13 protein-coding genes and 1 tRNA gene are annotated in these 14,454 nt (G+C 65.4%); 7 read left to right on the top strand and 7 right to left on the bottom strand.

Going from position 1 to position 14,454, the window contains the following annotated elements:
• Positions 1-432: 432 nt before the first annotated feature.
• A complete protein-coding gene (dcd, locus tag NYZ98_RS25645; RefSeq protein ID WP_262845776.1) occupies positions 433-1,008 on the bottom strand; it encodes a dCTP deaminase in 576 nt (191 codons plus the stop codon).
• Positions 1,009-1,238: 230 nt separating this feature from the next.
• Here dcd and NYZ98_RS25640 point away from each other — a divergent pair.
• Positions 1,239-1,312 (top strand) — tRNA-Gly (locus NYZ98_RS25640).
• 859 nt (positions 1,313-2,171) lie between these two features.
• Here the strand turns inward: NYZ98_RS25640 and NYZ98_RS25635 are convergent.
• Positions 2,172-2,594: a hypothetical protein gene (locus tag NYZ98_RS25635; RefSeq protein WP_262845774.1), complete on the bottom strand. Its 423-nt coding sequence runs from the start codon at positions 2,592-2,594 to the stop codon at positions 2,172-2,174.
• 88 nt (positions 2,595-2,682) lie between these two features.
• Between NYZ98_RS25635 and NYZ98_RS25630 the strand changes: the two genes are divergently transcribed.
• Positions 2,683-3,618, top strand: a complete 936-nt coding sequence (locus tag NYZ98_RS25630) for a hypothetical protein (protein ID WP_262845772.1) — start codon at positions 2,683-2,685, stop codon at positions 3,616-3,618.
• Here NYZ98_RS25630 and NYZ98_RS25625 read toward each other — a convergent pair.
• Positions 3,615-4,793 (bottom strand): hypothetical protein, encoded by a 1,179-nt coding sequence (locus NYZ98_RS25625; protein WP_262845769.1) that lies wholly within the window; start codon positions 4,791-4,793, stop codon positions 3,615-3,617. The genes NYZ98_RS25630 and NYZ98_RS25625 overlap by 4 nt on opposite strands.
• Entirely contained in the window at positions 4,790-5,341 is a 552-nt protein-coding gene (locus NYZ98_RS25620; protein ID WP_262845767.1) for a DUF4365 domain-containing protein, read from the bottom strand. The genes NYZ98_RS25625 and NYZ98_RS25620 overlap by 4 nt, the downstream gene beginning before the upstream one ends.
• Before the next feature lie 238 nt (positions 5,342-5,579).
• Here NYZ98_RS25620 and NYZ98_RS25615 point away from each other — a divergent pair, with 238 nt between their 5' ends.
• Entirely contained in the window at positions 5,580-5,753 is a 174-nt protein-coding gene (locus tag NYZ98_RS25615; protein ID WP_262845766.1) for a hypothetical protein, read from the top strand.
• Positions 5,754-5,847: 94 nt separating this feature from the next.
• Here NYZ98_RS25615 and NYZ98_RS25610 read toward each other — a convergent pair whose 3' ends face one another.
• On the bottom strand, positions 5,848-6,387 hold the full coding sequence (locus tag NYZ98_RS25610) for a hypothetical protein (protein ID WP_262845765.1): 540 nt from the start codon (positions 6,385-6,387) through the stop codon (positions 5,848-5,850).
• A 693-nt stretch (positions 6,388-7,080) separates the two neighbouring features.
• On the opposite strand from NYZ98_RS25610, the gene NYZ98_RS25605 reads away from it, so the two are divergent.
• Positions 7,081-7,455, top strand: coding sequence for a hypothetical protein (locus NYZ98_RS25605; RefSeq protein ID WP_262845764.1), 375 nt, complete (start codon positions 7,081-7,083; stop codon positions 7,453-7,455).
• A gap of 737 nt (positions 7,456-8,192) precedes the next feature.
• On the opposite strand, the gene NYZ98_RS25600 is transcribed toward NYZ98_RS25605, so the two are convergent.
• Positions 8,193-8,651, bottom strand: a complete 459-nt coding sequence (locus NYZ98_RS25600; RefSeq protein WP_262845763.1) for a rhodanese-like domain-containing protein — start codon at positions 8,649-8,651, stop codon at positions 8,193-8,195.
• A 71-nt stretch (positions 8,652-8,722) separates the two neighbouring features.
• Here NYZ98_RS25600 and NYZ98_RS25595 point away from each other — a divergent pair, with 71 nt between their 5' ends.
• Positions 8,723-9,718 carry a helix-turn-helix domain-containing protein gene (locus NYZ98_RS25595; RefSeq protein ID WP_262845761.1) on the top strand — a complete coding sequence of 332 codons (996 nt, stop codon included), beginning with the start codon at positions 8,723-8,725 and terminating at the stop codon, positions 9,716-9,718.
• Positions 9,719-9,862: 144 nt separating this feature from the next.
• On the opposite strand, the gene NYZ98_RS25590 is transcribed toward NYZ98_RS25595, so the two are convergent.
• On the bottom strand, positions 9,863-10,759 hold the full coding sequence (locus NYZ98_RS25590; RefSeq protein ID WP_262845758.1) for a quinone oxidoreductase family protein: 897 nt from the start codon (positions 10,757-10,759) through the stop codon (positions 9,863-9,865).
• 170 nt (positions 10,760-10,929) lie between these two features.
• Between NYZ98_RS25590 and NYZ98_RS25585 the strand changes: the two genes are divergently transcribed.
• Together NYZ98_RS25585 and NYZ98_RS25580 are read left to right on the top strand one after the other, a co-directional pair.
• Positions 10,930-11,277: an ArsR/SmtB family transcription factor gene (locus NYZ98_RS25585; RefSeq protein WP_262845756.1), complete on the top strand. Its 348-nt coding sequence runs from the start codon at positions 10,930-10,932 to the stop codon at positions 11,275-11,277.
• Between the two features lie 63 nt (positions 11,278-11,340).
• Entirely contained in the window at positions 11,341-14,451 is a 3,111-nt protein-coding gene (locus NYZ98_RS25580) for an ATP-binding protein (RefSeq protein ID WP_262845754.1), read from the top strand.
• Positions 14,452-14,454 lie beyond the last annotated feature (3 nt).

The following is a 14,454-nucleotide window of genomic DNA, read 5'->3' as shown; positions in this document are numbered from 1 at the left end:
ACGCCCACCCCCGCCGCGTCCTCCCAGGCCGCCGGCTTCCCGGTCACCGTCCAAGCGGGCAACGGCCCCGTCACCGTCGCGGCCCGCCCCGCGCGGGTCGTCTCGCTGTCCCCGACCGCCACGGAAACACACCTCACCCAGGACAAGCGCGAACCCGAAGACCAGACACACGAACCTGAGCCGTGGGCCCGCGGGACGTGGCAGACCAGACGCGACGACCTGCCCCGCGAACCTGGCCACGCGGGGCCGCGACAACCCACACCGAGCGAACGCGGAGATCAGCCGCCCAAACCATCAATCAAGCAGAGGTATGCAGCAGAGACACCCGCGCAGAGCCGGCCAGCGCGAGTAGAGATCAACCTGCGCCCAATCAAGCCTGCGTTGATGGGGCCTGCGTCCGATCAAGTCTGCGTTGATGGGGCCTGCTCCTGATCAAATCTGCGTCCGGTGGAAGTTGAGGAAGGAGCGGCTGGGCGTGGGGCCGCGCTGCCCCTGATACCGCGAGCCGTACTTCGAGCTCCCGTACGGATGCTCGGCCGGCGAGCTCAGCCGGAACATGCACAGCTGCCCGATCTTCATGCCCGGCCACAACTTGATCGGCAGCGTGGCGACGTTCGAAAGCTCCAGGGTGACGTGCCCCTCGAAACCCGGGTCGATGAACCCGGCCGTCGAGTGGGTCAGTAACCCGAGCCGCCCCAGGCTCGACTTCCCCTCCAGCCGGCTCGCGATGTCGTCAGGCAGCCCGATCACCTCATACGTCGAGGCCAGCGCGAACTCCCCCGGATGCAGGATGAACGGCTCGTCCCCATCGGGCTCGACCAGCCGGGTCAGCTCAGGCTGCTCGATCGCCGGATCGATGTGCGGATACCGATGATTCTCGAACACCCTGAAATACCGATCCAGCCGCACATCGACACTCGACGGCTGAATCATCGCCTCATCGAACGGATCGATCTTCACCCGCCCCAACTCGATCTCAGCACGCAGGTCACGATCGGATAGCAGCACCCCAGCAACCTACCAACGCACCCCCCACCCCCACCCAACTTCCACCCACCCACCCCGCCTCCCCTCACCCCGACTTCCCACCCATAGCCATCGGCGGCACCCCAACCTCACCCATCCCCCTCCTCGATCACGCCCCCACCGCCCCACTGCCAACTTGCGCCCCGTCTAGGGGAGATACCGGCCGCCAAGTTCCGCTACAGTAGATCCGTCGTCAGCCATGGCCGACCGACGCGGGTGTAGTTCAATGGCAGAACATCAGCTTCCCAAGCTGACAGCGCGGGTTCGATTCCCGTCACCCGCTCCACACGCTAAGGCCCAGGTCAGGGATCCATTCCCAACCCGGGCCTTGATTTTTTTCTAGCGCCTCTTCGATCTTCCGTGCCCATTACGTGCCCGATGCGACGTGATCTTCGTTCGGGCACGCCTCGGCGACGAGCTTCCCCATGCTGTCCGCGATGGCCTGGTCCCGCTCGCTCTCCGCATGCAGATAGATCAACGCGGTCCGCGTGCTCGAGGGCCCCATACCGTTCCCGAACTCTGGGAAGAGTGCCTGTCTCACCCCGCTGGCTCTAGCTGAGATCAGTACTAGATGGGCACCGGCAGAGAGGTAGTCGGCCAGCTCTCGCGCTGCCCCGACCACGTCGTTGACCGGATGCCTCTTCTCGGCAGACTGCCAGGAGTAGTACGCGCCGGCCGTATCCGACGAATACCCAAACCGGGAGATTGTTGTTGGGGTGATGAACCATCAGCGCGCCGAGGTTGTCGCGCATCCCAACCCATACCCCGATCCTGGTCAGGTGCTCGCGCAACGCCAGCAGCTTGCGTCCCTCATCGGGAACCGGCGGGTCCATGTCACCGCCCATCGCCTTCAAGATGATCGAGTTCACTTCCACCTCCCTTCCGACCCGTCCCGTTCCGAGACAGTCGAGACAGTCGCGTTCTTCGCGGGGGTGGCCATCGCTGCCTTCAGCGGGAATCAACAGGTCCCGGCGGGAGTCACACAGCTTCTTGCCACGCCCCCGACATAAGGAACAGGGGACTGTGTCGCTGGTCTCGACTGGCCGGGTCACCGATGCCATCTCCCTGGTTGCCCCGCGCTCCCTACGACGGAAGGCGGTCTGACGTACCTTGGTTGCCTGACGGCAAGACAAACAGCGAACCGATCAACGCGGGACCCCCAACCCGGTCCCCTTTTTCGCCCCCCGCGACCCCCCGAACGGGAGGATTGCCCGGAGATGGCAGACACCATCCCAAACGTTCAATTGCGTGCCTGGCGCAACAAAGCCCAGCTCACCCGCGCCGAACTCGCAGCGCGCATCAACGCCACTCCCACCGGCATCAAAGACGGCCTGAACTGCGACGAGGAACGCATCCGGCGATGGGAGGCCGGCGAAGTCTCCTGGCCCCACTCCCCCTACCGCCTCGCCCTCACCCAGGCCACCGGCCTCCCCGTCGAAGACCTGGGCTTCTCCCCCACCAAGCGCCGCAACGGCAGCCGCCTCATCGAGACCCAGATCATCCACACTGACGCCCTCCGCGCCGAAGCCGACCTGTACGGCACCATGGAACTCGCCCAACAGCTCCAAGCCTCCGACGTCGGCCCCGGCACCCTCGAAGCCCTCGCCGAAGCCGTCGAACTCCTGCCGCGCCTACCCGGTCGTATCCGCCGCCACCTTGCGCGACCGCACCCAAAAACGCCTCGCCCAGGTAACCCGCCTGCTCTCCGGCCGGCTAACCCTGGCCCAGCACCGCGAACTCCTGGTCATCACCGGCTGGCTTACCGCCCTACTCGGCTGCATCCATTACGACCTCGGCGAACGCGAAGAAGCCGAAACCTCCCGCCGCGCCGCCTACGAAATGGGCCACCAGGTAGGACACGGCGAACTCATGGGATGGGCACACGAGATGTCCGCCTGGTTCGCCCTGGTCGAAGGCCGCTACGAAGACGTCGTTACCGCTGCCCGCATGGGCCAGGCCGTTGCCAGCCAATCCAGCGCTCAAGTCCAACTTACCCTGCAGGAGGCCCGCGGCTTAGCCCGAATTGGCGACCGCCGTGAAGCGGACAAGGCCCTCACCCGAGGAGCCGACGTCCTCGCCAAACTTCCACTCCCCGGCAGCCCCGACCATCACTTCGTGTTCGACCACGCCAAGTGGATCTTCTATGCCGCTACTGCTTACACCTGGCTCGAAGACAACGATCGCGCCGAAGAACACGCGCGGGAAACCATCCAAATGCATACCCGCCCGGACGGCACGTCCAACGCTCTCATGCGCGTCGCTGACGCTCACATCGACCTCGGCATCATTCATGCCCGACGCGGCGATCTCGATGCTGCCGTAGAGCAAGGAATGACAGCGTTCAACATCGACCGCAGGTCCCTCACCGACCTCGTCAACCGCGCTGCAGATCTGGATCGTGTTATCCGACAGCGCTACCGTCGCGAAGCTCTCGCCGAGGAGTTTCACGAACGTTATGTGACCGCCCGTCGCGCCTTAGCACCCGCCGCCCTGAGCTCCTCGATTGATTGCTCAGAGCAACTACCAGTGGCACCCGTCGAACATGTCCGCATCGTATCCCTGAGAACTGAACCTCGAATGATGCGTCACTAGAAGATAGTTGGCGCTTCATACAGCTCTCTGACAGGGTGCTCATCAGGAGGTACGATCTCAAGCTCGATCGGTTCATATAGCCAGTAGAGGTTTCCCTCTTTTTCTAGGCGTCCATGAACTCTTAAGCTTGCCTCAAATTTATGGGCTTCCATTGCAAGCTTATATTGCTCAGCCGTCAGTCTAATCCGCGCCTTACGGACGTCCGCACCCTCCGCAATGTTGAGTCTTATCACGTGATCTTCCTTGGCCACCGATCGGCTAAGTAACGTAACTTCACCTACTAGGGTGACGTGTTGCGGTTCTGGGTCAAGTGCAAAAGCATGCGCCGCGCGTGTCAGGATTGGTGAGTCGGCAGCTTCGAAGGTAATTGATTGAGCGATTTGGCGATCAGCATCATCCGAGAAACGCAAAATCTCGATCTCTGAATCACCGTCACTCGTGAGTTCACTGAGAGCCTTGGTGAATTCGTAAGATACCCCTTCTTGGACAGTTTCTAAGAAAATCTCGATTTGCGGTCTTTGTCTGTATGATTCTATTCCATCGCGAACAGCTTTTAGCGCACGCTCAAATGTCGCAAGAACCTGTCGGCCAGTTACCGTCTCAGAGGCCCTAGGCATAACAAGGTGCATTTCTTCTGAGTACTTGGACAAGTGGAAACGGGTGTTGGCAGGAGTATATGCCGTGATAACGAAGCTGCCAATGTCGGTCTGCCCCATGAAGCTATTCTCAATGAACCTCTTCGCGAGGTGGGCGCTTGCATTTCCGTGGTAACGCCGCTTCTCTCTCGCCGACTTTGCCGAAGCAATCAATTGGGCGCGAGCCGCTTCGTATAGCTTTTCCCCTGCTTCCCACTCAATGATCCCAGCCTCTAATTGAGTGTCCTTCTTCCATTGAGTGGAGTCGAGCGATGCGCGCACACGCAGCTCCAGCATCGCTGAAAGATCCCGCGCGGCTCGTCCGTAATACTCATAGACGGCTCGCCTGGCTTTTGTTAGCAGCGCTGCATAGTCTCCCCGGTTAGGGTCGAGCGGAACGAGGATCTCTTCATCCTCCTTGTCTTCCGTCGACCACACTTCGTAGAGGCCGGGAATCTTAGAGATGGGAGACCAGTCAAAATGACGGAGGAGTACTGCGAGCGTTTGGGCGTCAGTAGTCAAGATGGCTGGGTTTGTCATGGCCGGCCTCCTTGCCCTATGCGTTCCATCATCTCACAAAGGGCAAGATCATTGAAGATGTTGCTTTTGAATGCTCTTATGGTAGGTCTATCTGCAGTTGAGTCTTCAACCCTATAAAGATTTACCCAATACGCGCAATATTTAACAGATAGTCCAGTATGTTCCGCAAGCGTCCATTCATCTTGATTTTTAGGCATTGACATAATGACCACGATCTTATTGATGGTGCAATCTGGCGTTCGATAGTATTCCCAGCGATCTCGTCGCATGGTTGCTGTTACATATTTCGACTCTTCGTTTTGCTCAGACGTCGCCTTGAGTTGAACTTCGAGGCGAGCCACTTTATCGCCCTGATGGATATCTACTTTATGCATCAGGGTCAGATCGATCCCATCATCAATGTCCGGTGTCGAAACGATGCATCCAGCAGAAGCGGCGATGGCCCGAACATAGCTCAGTTGAAGCTGTTCCATCATGTGGGTATACCGATTCGGATACCCCCTGAGCGCAGACTGGGTCGGCGAACTGCGCACCTGAGGTTCCGACATGTCGTGATACTAACGCCTTCCTCGGATTCCTGAAAGGCCCTCCTGAGATGCCCTTTCATGGTGAGACGCAAGGCGCTACGCGTATCTACGTGCCTGTGCGGACAGGGCCGCAGCCGAAGCTAGATCATGGAACTCTAGGCCGAGCTACAGGTAGCAACCAGATGAGTGTCACTCGGAGTGACGATAGACGTAACTTCCCAGGTATCTCGGGACGCATGACAAGTGCCGAATTGTTCTCATGGGTATCAAGGCAGCGGCGCTCGCCGCCGCCGTACGGCCCGCCGCCCGCCTGCCGTCCGGGCATGCGGCGTGGGCGCCGGTCCCGAACGGCGGCGAGACTCAGGGCCGCCCGCCGCACCAAGCACCCGCCCACCAAATCTCACCCGCCGACCAGAGACGCACCACCACCTAACGCTGTAGCCGAGAATGCCAGCCCAGTCGTAACGGTCGCTCAACCATGCACCAGCTACTGCCGATCCTTGGCCTGCGATCCAAATGACTCCACATTAGGGAACATACGCGTTATCGCTGACGGCTTTAGTAAATAGCTCCACGCGTTGACAATATGCGTCGTAAGCTTCCTTGAAGCTCGCTCGCGCCTCCTGGTCATCTAGACGCACGCTTGCAAGATGGTAGAGCTTAAGATTGGCGAGATTGGCCGCCTGCATCACCGCCTGTGCCTGTATTGCCACTGTGACTGGACCTTCTACAGTGATCATGCGCATACCTCGCCTCAGTGGCTCGTACGCATCACGAAGCTTCGTACGGGTCTCCTGCAGATGCGCCGCATGATTCGACGGATCTTCCGACAACGGCGGAAAGAGCGCGTCATCGAGCCTGTAATACAGCTCTTGTGTAGCATCGGCCAACATCATAAATTCCAGGTAAGCAGCTTTGCGAGCTTCTCTCTTCTCGCGAGTTATTGCGATTTGTGCGGCGACTTCGGCTTGAATTTTCACCGCTCTAGCATTTCCGTAACCGGTCACCCCACAGACCATTACAGCTGTAGCGCCCGTTAGGATTGCGACCCATACCGTGCTGTCCATGTGCCTCCCTAGTTGAGCCTCCGGCCGCGTCTCGCTGTAGCAACGTCTGATCAGGCGAATATCTCCACGCTGACCCACAACTAACTCAAGATGCTGCTGCGCTGTCTTGCAAGACATATTCGCTGGCGGAATCAGGCCGTTGTACAGTAGAGGGGAAGCTTTCAAGGAGAGGCCTCCGGCGGGGGACTCCGCTCCGGGATGATCGAGACTGCCGATCGCGGAGCCGTAGTTGGCTGATGTAGGGCCGGCTCTTCCCGTCTGCCACGTCCCAGGCAAGCCCAACATCTCGACTTCTCCGGATCAAAGCCGTCTGTGACCGTTGGCATCCCACGGCCGAGGAACGTCTACCGGCTGACGTACACGCGAAGACAGCCTTGACCCTCCGTCCCCGAGCTGTTGCCCCTTCGGGGTGGGACGAGGCAGACGGGAAGATCCGGCGAGAGGAGCGTGTGCTTCCGCACGGGGTTCTCAGGCCGTGCCCGTTGCGTGCCCGTCAGCAGAGGGAGCAAGGGGAGCTCACGGGGAAGCACGGGCAACCAAGGCGCTCCCCCGCAGGTCAGCATCTCCCCAGCTCAGCGTCCAGGTGCGTTGAAGACTTCCCAAGCTGACAGCGCGGGTTCGATTCCCGTCACCCGCTCCCATGCCGAGTGCCCTGGTCAGGATGTGTGCTTGTCCCTTGACTAAACTGCGTGCATGCACTCTCCTTCAGGTGCGCGGGACACGGCCAAAGGCAACTGGTTGCTGCTCCGTGAGAGCGTGCGACACCTCGCTATCACCGCTGGCGAGCAGCTTGAATGGATCGGGCCCGCGAGCATCGATGAACTGGCGCTCGACTACGACGCCTTCTACCCCGCCGCATGGCAATCGCGGGACGAGGGATGGATCTCCGCGGAACTCGGTACCACACTCGCCGATATCGACCAAATGTTGATCAACCTCACAGACGAGGGCCCCGCGGCCTGGACGCCGGAGGCCCTGCACTCGCACCCTCGCTGGGAAGAGCTCAGAACACTCGCTCACCACGCCATGGCCCTCATGCCCGCCAGGCCGTGGAACGCCTCAGATTGACCAAGAACACCTGGTCCCCGGGCCATTAGCGGGCCATTAGCCAGAGTGACGAGGGGTCAACCACGGTCACTCAGGACCGATCCGAGACCCAGGTCAGCGGCCCTACGTGCCACGATCGATGTACTTCCCAAGCTGACAGCGCGGGTTCGATTCCCGTCACCCGCTCCAAGGGCGAAGGCCCAGGTCAGGGAAAACAATCTCCAACCCATGCCTTGATCGTTTCTCGGCCGGGTTGATCTCCACGGGCCATTCATGAGTCAATACCGAGCACGGCCCTGCCATCGCCGAAGACGCCAACGGGCCACGCGCCCGTAGCGATACCGGAGCACCGCCCGATCATCATCGAGGATCAGCATCACGTGCCTGATAAGTGGACCGCCGTAGCTGGGACGCAGACGCAAATGCAGCAGCTTCATGCGTACGATCGGCCAGATCCCCGCGCAATCTCCAACCGCTTCCCATGCCTTCTCCAGGGCAGGACGCACCTCTTCAAAGCCTTGCAGCGGCCGAATCTCACAACGCGCGTGGGCTGGTTCGTCGACTGCTCCGGAACGTGGACCGAGGATGGACGATCGAGCAGTAGAAGATCGGCAAGGTCGTGGGGCGGCGGCGCGTGGTCGAACTCAGCGTGTGCCGCACACAGCAGCAGCACACAGCACCCAGCAGAGCCGGCCGCGCGAGGTCGTCCGGCCGGATCGGACGGATCGAAGTGTGCCTCGGTCGTGGGCGGGAGCCGGTCAGCAGCCGCAGCTGGCGGCGGTGACCGGTGTGGTCAATGGATCCGCGGGCTGGGTGAGCAGGCCGGTCGCGGTTCGTACGGTGAAGCCCTCGCGTACCCAGTATTCGTAGCCGCCGATCATTTCCTTGACCCGGTATCCGAGGCGGGCGAACGCGAGGGCCGCGCGGGTCGCGCCGTTGCAGCCTGATCCCCAGCAGTAGGTGACCACCATCGCGTCCGGCCTGATCAGCCCGGGGGCGCGTCCGGCGATCTGGTCGGTGGGCAGGTGCACAGCGCCGGGAATGTGTCCTTGGTTCCAGGCCTCCTCGTTTCGCGAATCGACCACGACCAGGCCTTCGACCGCGGCACGCAGGTCGGCGTGCACGTCACTGACATCGGTTTCGAAGGTGAGGCGGGCGGAGAAATGGGCGACCGCGTCGACGGACGCGGCCGGGGCGGTGGAGAGGACGGCGCTCATGTGGTCAATGGTGCTGGTGGCGGCCCACGGGAACCAGTGGCGTGAACGCCATCGCCCGATAAGATCCCGCCATGACCTCACTGCCGTTGCGCACACCTCGCGGTCCCCGGGTGTCCGTACTGCTCTACGAGGGGATGTCCGCCTTCGAGTTGGGCATCGTCACTGAGGTCTTCGGGTTGCCCCGCCCGGAACTCGACGTCGACTGGTACCAGCTGGCGATCTGTTCCGAGCGCCCCGGCCCGGTACCGATCGTCGGCGGCGCGACCATCCACGCCAACGGTGGACTCGACGTGCTCGCCTCCGCCCAGACCGTCATCGTGCCAGGGGTGAGCGACGTGCACGCCGACTGCTCGCCGGACGTGATCGCCGCGCTGCGCCTGGCGCGGCGACGCGGCTCTCGAGTGGTCTCGATCTGCTCGGGCGCTTTCGCGCTGGCGGCGGCCGGCCTGCTCGACGGCCGCCGGGCCACCACACACTGGCAGTACGCCGGGCTGCTGGCACAACGCTTCCCCTTGGTCGAGGTCGATGCCGACGTGCTCTACGTCGACGGCGCCGACGTGTTGACCAGCGCCGGCAGTGCCGCCGGCCTGGACCTGTGCCTTCACCTGGTGCGCAAGGACTTCGGGCCCACCATCGCCAACGCGGTGGCCCGGCGCCTGGTCATCGCCCCGCATCGGGAGGGCGGCCAGGCCCAGTTCATCGAAGCGCCGGTGGTAGGCGAGGAGGATGACCGGGTCACGCAGAGCATGCAGTGGGCGCTGGCCCACCTCGCCGAGCCGATCACCGTCGCATCGCTCGCGAGACATGCCCATATGTCCGCACGCACTTATCTGCGGCATTTCGCTCGGTCCACCGGCAGCAGCCCGATCCGGTGGCTGATCACTCAGCGGGTGCACGCCAGTTTGTCATTGCTGGAGAAGACCGACCTCCCGGTGGAGACGATCGCGGCCACCGTCGGTTTCGAGAGCGTGGTGACCTATCGGCACCACTTCGGACGGACGACGCACACCTCACCGTCGGCGTACCGGCGCGCCTTCCGACCGGTCACAGCGCTGGAGAACGCGTGAGCCCGGCGGGTGCGGCCGGTCTCGCCCGCGCGCCCAGGATCAGTAATCGTGATCACGGCCGGCGACACCCGTGATCACGATGACGGCCGGAAAGACGGCGGCCCCGTCCGAACGAGGCACCGGTAGTCATGGCCGCGTGCCCTCCTAAGTCACTCGGGCCACGTACTTGCCGTCGCCGCGGCCGCCGGCGAGTAGCTGGTGTACGGCGGGCACGTCGGCGAGTGAGTCGACCTTGGTGACGGCGGCGTCGAGGCGACCGTTCGCGATCATGTCCAGGATGCGGCGCAGGGCGGCGGCGACACGCTCGGGAGCCGAAGCACGCAGGCTGCTGATGCTGAACCCGCCGATCGCGACGTTGCCACCGATGAGCTTGCCCAAGGCAGGAAGCGGGGCGGGCCGCCCGCCGCCGGCGTTGCCGAACAGCACGATGCGTCCGCCGGGCGCCGTGACCGCCAGATCGACGTCGAGCATGCTGGTGCCCAGCGGGTCCAGGACGACGTCGACGCCGGCCCCTCCGGTGGCGGCACGTACCGCCTCGACCAGGCCTTCGCCACGGGCGATCACGGCCTCGTAGCCGATCTTCCGCACCGAGGCGACCTTGTCGGGGCGACCGACGGTGCCGATGAGCGGCCCTCCGCTCATCGCGGGCACCAGCTGCGCGAGAGCACTGCCCACACCGCCGCCGGCCGAATGCACGAGCACACTCTCGCCGGAACCGAGTCTGGCGGCCTGGTTCAGCAGGAGCCAGGCGGTCGAGAACGTCATGGGGGCGCCCGCCGCTGTGAGCGACGGGATCTGGTCCGGGATCGGTACGGTGAGCACCGCACGGGTGAGTGCGACCTCGGCCAGGCCGCCTCCCGGAGTGAACGCGGCCACCCGCTGTCCGGCGGTGAGGTCGCCGACGCCCGCGCCGACCTCGCGTACGGTGCCGGCCACCTCGAGTCCCGGCACATACGGCCAGGCGGGCACGTATCCCGCGTCGCCGCGGCGCGCCATCACGTCGATGAAGTTCACCCCCGCGTAGGCGACGTCGATGGTCACCTCTCCCGCCCCCGGACGGGGTATGCCGATCTCCTGGACCTGTGTGCGGTCCGATTCTCGTGACGGAGCGGTCATCACCAAAGCGCGCATCCAGCACCCTCTTTCGACGTTCGTAGTACTACGAACGTCTTACCACCCATGTACGATGTTTGTCGAAAGAGAGGTGCGAGATGCCCCGATCGCACGGCCGCCGCGCGACGCTGGTCCACCCGGACGCCGACGAGTTCGACGTGCTGGACGTGCTGCATGCCCTCGCCGACCCCACCCGCATGACCATCGTGCGGACCCTGCGCGCTGATCCCGAACGAGCCTGCGGCACCTTCCCGGTCGACGTCGCGCCCTCCACCCTCACTCACCACTTCCGGGTGCTCCGAGAGGCCGGCGTCATCCGCCAGCGCGAGGACGGCAACCGCCGCTGGACCGCACTTCGCTTCGAAGATCTCGAGGACCGCTTCCCCGGTCTCCTGGACACCATCGTCAGCGCGTACGGCCGGCAGACCGGCTCCGCCACCACCTGACAGCTCGCGCCTTGCGGGTGAGGCCGGAACGGATGGACGGCTCGGCGAACCTAGACTTGAGCCATGCCGATCGACCTCCGCCTGCTCGACAGTGTGCGGTGGCGGGCACAACCGGTGGTCGGCGAGAGGGCTCAGGCGCTGCTCGCGGCCCTCGCCCTCGCCTCCCGCACCGTGAACGCGGACCAGCTCGTCGCCGACGTGTGGGGAGACAGCGAACCGGCCAATCCGGCGAAGGCGCTGCAGGTCCTGGTGTCCCGGACCAGGTCGATCGTGGGGCCCGCGTCGCTGGTGACGGAAGGGGGCGGCTACCGTCTGGAGGTTCCGCCCGACCGGGTCGACGCCGGTCGGCTGCACGGTCTGACGGGCCGCGCGGGGGCGCTGCTCGTCGAGAATCCGGCCGCGGCGGGCGCGGCGGCGCAGGAGGCGCTCGCGCTGGGCATCAGGGCTCTGCCGCCCGAGGGTGGCGGCCCGCTGGCCGAGGTGCGCCGGCGCGCGGAACGCGACCTGGCGCATGTGCGGGTCGTGCTGGCCCGGGCCCGGAGCCAGAGCGGCGACCATGGCCTCGCCCTGCCCGAGCTCGAGGAGGCCGCACGCGTCCACGCCGGGGACGAAGGGCTGCTCGCCGACCTCCTGCACAGCGAGGCGGCCGTACGCGGAACGGGCGCCGCGCTGGACCGATTCGAGCGCTACCGGTCGGACCTTCGCAACCGGGTCGGCGCCGACGTCGGCCCGGAGCTGCGGCGGGTCCATCGTGAGCTGCTGGCGCTCGACAGCCCGGTGCGTGCCGGCGTGCGGTTCGACACGACCCCGCTGCTCGGCCGCGACGACGATCTCCGGCGGGTGCGGGCACTGCTCGCCACCTCCCGGCTCGTCTCGATCCTCGGCCCGGGCGGGCTCGGCAAGACCCGGCTCGCCCATGCCGTCGCCCGTGAGGCCTCGCAGCCTGTGGTGCACTTCGTCGAGCTGGTCGGCGTGACCGCGCCCGAGAACCTGGTCGGCGAGCTCGGGTCGGCGCTCGGGGTCCGCGACTCGGTGACCGGACGGCGGACGCTCACCCCGCAGCAGAGCGCCGACGTCAGGGCCCGAATCGCCCAGCAGCTCGATATGGCCCCTACGCTGCTGGTACTCGACAACTGCGAGCATCTGGTGGACGCGGTCGCCGACCTGGTCGCCTATCTGACCGCGACCACACGGGAGCTGTGCGTCCTCACCACGACCCGCTCGCCGCTGGCGATCGCCGCCGAACGCGTCTATGCGCTGCCCCAGCTGGGAACCGGTGACGCCGCCGAGCTGTTCCGCGACCGCGCGACCGGGGCCCGGCCAGGTGTGCACCTCGACGAGGGTGACGTGCGCGCCGTCGTGGCCCGCCTGGACGGCCTGCCGCTCGCGATCGAGCTGGCCGCCGCCAAGGTCAGGGTGATGTCACCGGCCGAGATCGCCCGACGGCTGGAGGACAGGTTCTCGCTGCTGCGCGGCGGCGACCGTAGCGCCCCTTTCCGGCACCAGACGCTGCTTGCGGTGATCGACTGGTCCTGGAACCTTCTGGGCGAGCGGGAACGCCGGGCCCTCCGCCGCCTGTCGGCCTTCCCGGACGGCTTCACCCTCGACGCGGCGGAGGAGGTGCTCGGCGGTGACTCCCTCGGTGATATCGCGGACCTCGTGGAGCAATCCCTGCTCACGGTCGTGGAAACAGCCGCCGGCGTCCGGTACCGCATGCTCGAGACGGTGCGCGAATTCGGCCGGGTGCGGCTGGACTCGGCCGGCGAGACCGCCGACGCGCGGACCGCCGTACGCGCGTGGGCCGTCGGTCACGCCGTCCGGCACGGCGGCCGGCTGTACTCGCGGGAGCAGGTCGACGCGATGGACCGGCTGCGTTCCGAGGAGACGAACCTCGCCGACATCCTGCGTGAGGCTCTCGCCGACCCTGACCCGGAAGCGGCCGTGGGGCTGTTCTCCGCTCTGGGCGGTTACTGGATGATCTGCGGGGAGCACACGCGGAGCATCACCCTCACCCCGGCCGTCGCCGCCGCGCTGAGCGGCTGGGCGCCTCCGCCACGGCTTCTGGACCGGACCCGGCTGGCCCTGAGCATCGCGCTGTTCAGCGCCACCATCGTCGCCGGCGAAGAGACCCGGACACTGGCGCGGCTGCTGACCGTGCTGGGCGCCGACTCGGCGAACCCGGCCGTCCGGGCGCTGGTGATCGCGCTGCTCACCACGACGTCGGATCCCGAGTGCGGCCTGGACGAGCTGGCCACCGATCCGGACCCGTTGCTCCGCCGGATCGCGCTGCACTGGCTGAGCCACCGCCGGGAGAACGTCGGCGACCCGGCCGGCGCGATCGAAGCGGCCAGAGCCGCCCTCGAACTCGTTGGCGATGACGGTGGTCTGTGGCACCGGGCGGTGCTGCACACCCAGCTGGTCGGCCTGTACGCGCAACTCGGTGACTCCGCGTCGGCCTCCATGCATGCCACCGAGGCCCTCCCGGCGCTCGAACGCCTCGGGGCGATGGACGACGTCGTCCAGATCCGCGCCGTCCTCGCCATGACGGCGCTCGCCGAGGGCCGCCGCGACGAGGCCGCACGGATGCTCGACGACCTGGAGGCGTTCACCCGCCAGGGCACCTACGACGGGGTCCTCTCGGTCACCGCCGGCAGAGCGGAGCTGGCCATCGCCGACGGCGACATCGCCGAGGGACTGCGGCGGCACCGCGAGACCGCCAAGGCGCTCAGGAACCTGCGCGTCCCGGGCGTGACGGACGATTTCCCACCGAGGGCCATCCTGGGCGAGGTCATCGCCCTCTCGGCGTTCGCGCAGTACGGCGAGGGCGACGACGGCGCGGACCTCCTGGAGGCGATGCGGACCGAGATCATGGTCATCTTCGACCCGGACCACGGTTTCAGGGACTACCCGGTCATGGGGATGGTGCTCGCCGGGCTGGGTATCTGGAGCCTGCTGAAGGAGGCGCTGCCGGTCGAGGAGGCGGTGCGGCTGCTCGTACTCGCCGACCGGTTCGCCTACAACCGGTTCACCCCGACGATGCAGTGGTCGGTGCTGTCCGCGCACGCCGAACGGATCGCCCCCGGCGCCATCTCCCGGATCACGGCCGGATACGGCGAACGGCGCGGCCCCGACCTGCTGGCCGAGGCGCGCGCCGTGCTGGAGCGGATGGTCTGACAG

The organism is Sphaerisporangium corydalis (assembly GCF_025506355.1).
Taxonomy (GTDB): domain Bacteria; phylum Actinomycetota; class Actinomycetes; order Streptosporangiales; family Streptosporangiaceae; genus Sphaerisporangium; species Sphaerisporangium corydalis.
This window is presented reverse-complemented; position numbering and strand designations above follow the sequence as displayed.

Bases quoted from the DNA above. Each gene is read 5' to 3' on its own strand.
- NYZ98_RS25625 (WP_262845769.1), bottom strand. From the start codon at position 4,793: ATGACAAACCCAGCCATCTTGACTACTGACGCCCAAACGCTCGCAGTA.
- NYZ98_RS25620 (WP_262845767.1), bottom strand. From the start codon at position 5,341: ATGTCGGAACCTCAGGTGCGCAGTTCGCCGACCCAGTCTGCGCTCAGG.
- NYZ98_RS25615 (WP_262845766.1), top strand. From the start codon at position 5,580: ATGGGTATCAAGGCAGCGGCGCTCGCCGCCGCCGTACGGCCCGCCGCC.
- NYZ98_RS25610 (WP_262845765.1), bottom strand. From the start codon at position 6,387: ATGGACAGCACGGTATGGGTCGCAATCCTAACGGGCGCTACAGCTGTA.
- NYZ98_RS25605 (WP_262845764.1), top strand. From the start codon at position 7,081: ATGCACTCTCCTTCAGGTGCGCGGGACACGGCCAAAGGCAACTGGTTG.
- NYZ98_RS25600 (WP_262845763.1), bottom strand. From the start codon at position 8,651: ATGAGCGCCGTCCTCTCCACCGCCCCGGCCGCGTCCGTCGACGCGGTC.
- NYZ98_RS25595 (WP_262845761.1), top strand. From the start codon at position 8,723: ATGACCTCACTGCCGTTGCGCACACCTCGCGGTCCCCGGGTGTCCGTA.
- NYZ98_RS25585 (WP_262845756.1), top strand. From the start codon at position 10,930: ATGCCCCGATCGCACGGCCGCCGCGCGACGCTGGTCCACCCGGACGCC.
- NYZ98_RS25580 (WP_262845754.1), top strand. From the start codon at position 11,341: ATGCCGATCGACCTCCGCCTGCTCGACAGTGTGCGGTGGCGGGCACAA.